The following is a 5,136-nucleotide window of genomic DNA, read 5'->3' as shown; positions in this document are numbered from 1 at the left end:
GATCGCACGCAGATTGCGTGGCTGAGTAATTTTTCGGACGAGGATTTCCGAGCCGCCGAGAGAAGTCTCGAGGTGCAGCGCGAGCTCGTACGTCGTCTCGCGGAGGCGGGGGCTCGCCTTCTTGCCGGCACCGACCGTTCGCCCTGGGGGCTGTCGCTGCATGCGGAGCTGCGAGAGCTCGTGGCTTCGGGCCTCACGCCCTACGAAGCGCTCGCCTGTGCGACGCTTCATCCGGCCGAGTACCTCGAACGCGACCACGGTACCGGGCGCGTCGCCGTAGGGAGTCCGGCAGACCTGGTGCTCCTCGAGGCCAGCCCGCTCGAAGATATTTCACGCACGCTTCAGATCGAGGGCGTTGTGCGCCGCGGTCGGTGGCTCGACCGCGCTTCGCTCGACGCGCTCATCGAAGCGACGAAGGCCCCGTGAGGAGCTCCCGTGGTGGCTTTCACCACCGAGCCGCGTATTACCAGCTTCGCCCGCGGCTTGACAGGCGTCCATCGCGACGCTAGTCTACCCTAGACTATCTAAGGTAAGACGACGTGACGAAGACGAAATCAGAACTCCTTCACGGCACGCTCGAGCTCCTCGTCCTCCGTATCCTCGAGAGCGAGGCGATGAACGGCTACGGGATCGGCCGCCGCATAGAAGACCTCACCGGGGACGCTCTCTCCGTTGACGAAGGTTCGCTCTATCCCGCGCTCTATCGGATGGAGGAGCGGGGTTGGCTCGCCTCCTCCTGGCGAGTCACCGAGAACAAGCGAAGGGCGAAGTTCTACCGGCTCACGAGCGCCGGCCGGCGGAGGCTCGGGAGCGAGCGCAGCAACTGGTCCGAGTTCGCCGCCGCCGTGAAGAAGATTCTCGAATCTGCCTGAGGCTGAACCTCGATGCTCTTCCGAAAGCTGCGTCGCCGCCTACGCGGCTGGCTCGCGCCCGACTCCGTCGACGCGGAGATCGATCGTGAGATCCGCTTTCACTTGGAGATGCGCGCCGCCGAGTACCGGGCGAAAGGCCTTTCGCCCGGAGACGCGGTGAAGGCCGCGGAGAAACGCTTCGGCAAGGTCGAGCTCGTGCGCCGCGAGTGCCGGCGTTTGTCCCGAGTTCGTCCGTCCCGAAAAGGAGATGCGTCCGTGAGCGTTCTTATGGCCGATATCCGAGTGGCGTTCCGCTCGCTCGTCAAGAGCCCCGGCTTCACCGCGGTGGTAGTGTCGACCCTCGCCCTCGGCATCGGCGCGAACACCGCCATGTTCAGCGTCGTCGAAGGAGTTCTCCTGCGGCCCCTTCCTTTCGCGGCGTCCGACCAACTGGTCATGCTTTGGCAGAACGATCGGCTGCGGGGTACGACCCAGGAGAACTTCTCGATTCCCGATTTCTTCGACGTCCGGGATCGGAACGAAGTGCTCCAAGGGTTGGCGCTGCTCTGGACCCCCTCCCTGACGTTGACGGAAGCGCGCCAGGATCCACTCCTCGTGAGCGGGGCGCGGGTGTCGAAGACCTATTTCGAGGTGCTCGGGGTCGCTCCAGCGCTGGGACGATCGTTCCTGCCGGAGGAGCGGGAGCCGGGAGGAAACCCGGTAGCGATTCTGAGCCACGGGTTGTTTATGTCGCGCTTCGGCGGCGATCCGACGGTGATCGGGCGGAGGATCGAGCTCGAAGGCGTCTCGACGGAGATCGTCGGCGTCATGGCGCCTGAGTTCCGCTTCCCCTCACGAACGGACGTCTGGCTTCCCGCGCAGATCACGGAGACCTCCGGCTCCCGGGGGAACCATGGCGTCCTCGTGGTGGGACGTAGGCGCGACGGGGTGAGCCTCGAGCGGGTCAATGCGAATCTCGAAGCCATCGCGACCTCCCTGGAGGTCGAGTATCGGGACGACAACGAAGGACGGGGAATGTGGGCCGAGTCGATGACGGACGCGATGGTCGCGTCAGTGCGGCCATCACTTCTGCTCTTGCAGGGAGCCGTCCTTCTCGTGCTCCTCATCGCCTGCGTGAACGTCGCCAATCTTCTCGTCGCGCGCGCCCTGTCCCGAGAGCAAGAAGCGGCGATCCGATCAGCGATGGGGGCGGCACGATCCGTCCTCGTGCGCCAGTACCTCGTCGAAGCGCTCCTTCTGTCGCTGTCGGGAGGTCTCCTCGGGCTCTTCCTGGCGTACCGAGGGATGGACCTCCTTCTCGCTTCGCTTCCTCCGAGCCTCCCGCGCGCGTTCAATGTCGGAGTCAACGGAAACGTTCTCCTGTTCTCTTTGGTACTGAGCGTCGCGACCGGGGTCTTCTTCGGTCTCGCACCGGCGCTTCGGCTTTCCCGCGGCAATCTCGTGGCGTCCCTTCGAGAGGGCGAGAGGTCGGGCGAGAGCTCCGCGAGGCAGAGGGCCCGCGCGGTGCTCGTTACCTTGGAGATTGCCGGAGCCGTCGTTCTGGTGGTCTGCGCGGGATTGTTGATCGAGAGCTTCCGGACACTCCTTCGCGTCGACCCGGGCTTCGTCGCCGCGAACGTCGTCTCCGTTGACATCCAGCTTCCCGAGATCCGTTATCCTCAAGATCGCGACTCGTGGCCTCGATGGACGGAGGTGCGTCAGTTTCAGAAAGCCCTCCTCGAGCAGGCGAGAAGCACCCCGGGGATCGACTCTGCCGCTCTCGCCATCAACGGCCCCCTCGACCCGGGTTGGACGAGCCGGTTCGTCATCGAAGGCCGCCCCGATGTCGCGCCGGGCCAACAGGACGAGGTCCGGGTTCGGGTCGTGAGTCCGGACTATTTCCGCACGCTGGGGATTCCGATCCTCCGCGGGCGGAGTCTCGATCCGGGCGACGATCGCGACGACTCGCCGCCCGTCATCGTCGTCAACGAAGCCTTCGTCCGGCGCTACTTCGTCGATGAGGAGCCGCTCGGCGCGCGGCTCAGTCAATGGGGCCTGACCCGGGAGATCGTCGGGGTCGTTCGAGACGTGCGATTCCAGGGGCTCCAAGAAGAAGCACAGCCCGCCATCTATCCCACGTTCTCGCAAGCCCCGTTCACGGGCTTTTCGCTCCTCGTTCACACGCGGGAAGAGCCGGAGGCAGTCTTCGCGCGGCTACGGGCGATCACGGCTTCCCTCGACCGGGATCTCGCGCTCTCCGGCTTCACGACCCTCGAACGGCGCCTCGCGGCTTCGGTCTCCGAGCGTCGTTTCACGATGAACCTCTTCGGCGCCTTTGCGGGGCTCGCGCTCCTCCTCTCGACCCTCGGGATTTACGGGGTGATGTCGTTTTCCGTGGGCCGGAGACAGCACGAGTTCGGAGTTCGCATGTCTCTCGGCGCGGCCCGCCACGACGTCCTTCGTCTCGTTCTGACGGACGGGTCGAGGCTCGCCCTGCTAGGCATCGGGCTCGGTCTTCTCGTCGCGGTCTTCGTAACTCGCTTTCTCCAGAGTCTCCTGTACGGCGTGAGCCGGTTCGACCCCGTGACCTTCCTGGTCGTGTCTCTCCTCGCCGCAACGGTGACGATACTCGCTTGTACGTTCCCTGCCCTGCGCGCTACCCGTGTCGATCCGCTCGTGGCGCTCCGGCACGAATAGCTCTTCGACAGGACCCACGGACTGGTATCGCCGTTAGCACTCGAACGGGGTAGCGGAAAACTCCTTACCCTCTGCTAAGATTCCGGTCCAGTCTACTTTCCGAGGAGGTGTAGTCGATGCGTTGGAAGGCGAGGGTGTGGCTCCCGGGGTTCATACTGGCAGCCGGCTGTGAAGGAGGTCGTGAAATCCCGGAGGAGGAGTCGACCGCAGCGGAAGCAATCCCGAGGCCGAGTGGCCTCGTCACGCGGAAGCCGGGCGCTTCGCCAGGTTACATCCTCTACGCGCCCCTTCTTTCCGACACGACTTACCTCATCGACGCCGACGGGCTCGTCGTCCACACGTGGAAGAGCCCCCACGCGCCGCAGGGCTCCGTGTACCTGACGAACGACGGTCGCCTCCTTCGCGGCGCACGGGTGGAATCGAAAGTCTTCCGGGGCGGCGGCACGGGAGGTCGCATCGAGGAGTACGTCTGGGAGGGCGAGCTCTCTTGGAGCTATTCCTTCGCTACCGACGACCACATCAGCCATCACGATATCGAGCCCCTCCCCGGCGGAAACATCCTGGCGATAGCATGGGAGCGCAAGACCGCCGAAGAAGCGAAGAGAGCGGGACGCCGTCCCGACGTCGTGCCCGAGCAGGGCGTCTGGCCCGACAAAGTCGTGGAGATCGAGCCTCGACGTCCAGAGGGTGGGCGGATCGTTTGGGAGTGGCACGCCTGGGACCATTTGATCCAGAACGTCGACCCTGAGCTTCCGAACTACGGGGACCCGGCCGCGCACCCTCATCGCATCGACATCAACGGAGACGGCGGGCCCAAGGCGGTCGATCCGGAAGAGCTTGCAGAGCTGAAGGCGCTCGGCTACGTGAGCGAGGACACCGACGCGTCCGACTTGAGCTCCGACTTGTTTCACACCAACGCCGTCGCTTACAACGAGGCGCTCGATCAGATTGGCCTCAGCACGCCCAATTTCAGCGAGATCTGGATTCTCGATCACGGCACCACCACCGCCGAGGCCCGCACCGGCACGGGAGGGCGCTTCCGGCGAGGAGGAGACCTCCTCTATCGCTGGGGAAACCCCGCCGCTTATGGCCGCCACGAGAACGCTCCGCGCCAGCTCTTCGCGCAGCACGACGTGCGGTGGATTCCCGACGGCCTCCCGGGAGCGGGGCGTCTCACCATTTTCAACAACGACGTTCCCGGACCGGGCGAGAAGAACTACTCCCAGGTCGTCGAGATCGCACCCCCGGTCGACGACGAGGGCCGATACGTCGCACCCGAGAGCGGACCCTTCGGTCCGGACGAGCCCGCCTGGAAGTACGAGGCTCCTGACCAGACCTCGTTCTACTCGGACTTCATCTCCGGAGCGCAGAGACTCCCGAATGGAAACACGTTGATTTGCCAGGGGCGGGACGGGAGGATCTTCGAGGTGACTCCCGACGGAGAGATCGTTTGGGATTACTGGACGCCGTACTCGGGCACGGTGACGCTCGCCGACGGTTCGCAGCCGCAGCCCGTCGAGGGGTTCACCTACGCCGTCTTCCGCGCGACGAAGATACCCCCCGACCATCCGGCGCTCGAAGGACGCGA

Annotated in this window: 4 protein-coding genes; all 4 read left to right on the top strand. The window is 65.1% G+C overall.

What is annotated here, in order from left to right:
* A partial coding sequence (locus VEK15_23565; GenBank protein HXV63699.1) for an amidohydrolase family protein occupies positions 1 to 426 on the top strand: 426 nt, incomplete at its 5' end.
* 113 nt (positions 427 to 539) lie between these two features.
* Positions 540 to 872: a PadR family transcriptional regulator gene (locus VEK15_23560; GenBank protein ID HXV63698.1), complete on the top strand. Its 333-nt coding sequence runs from the start codon at positions 540 to 542 to the stop codon at positions 870 to 872.
* A gap of 12 nt (positions 873 to 884) precedes the next feature.
* Positions 885 to 3,548: an ABC transporter permease gene (locus tag VEK15_23555; protein ID HXV63697.1), complete on the top strand. Its 2,664-nt coding sequence runs from the start codon at positions 885 to 887 to the stop codon at positions 3,546 to 3,548.
* A gap of 116 nt (positions 3,549 to 3,664) precedes the next feature.
* Positions 3,665 to 5,136: aryl-sulfate sulfotransferase (locus VEK15_23550; GenBank protein ID HXV63696.1), on the top strand; the 1,472-nt coding region annotated here is incomplete at its 3' end.

The sequence above is a fragment of the Vicinamibacteria bacterium genome, from assembly GCA_035620555.1.
Classification (GTDB): Bacteria; Acidobacteriota; Vicinamibacteria; order Marinacidobacterales; family SMYC01; genus DASPGQ01.
This window is presented reverse-complemented; position numbering and strand designations above follow the sequence as displayed.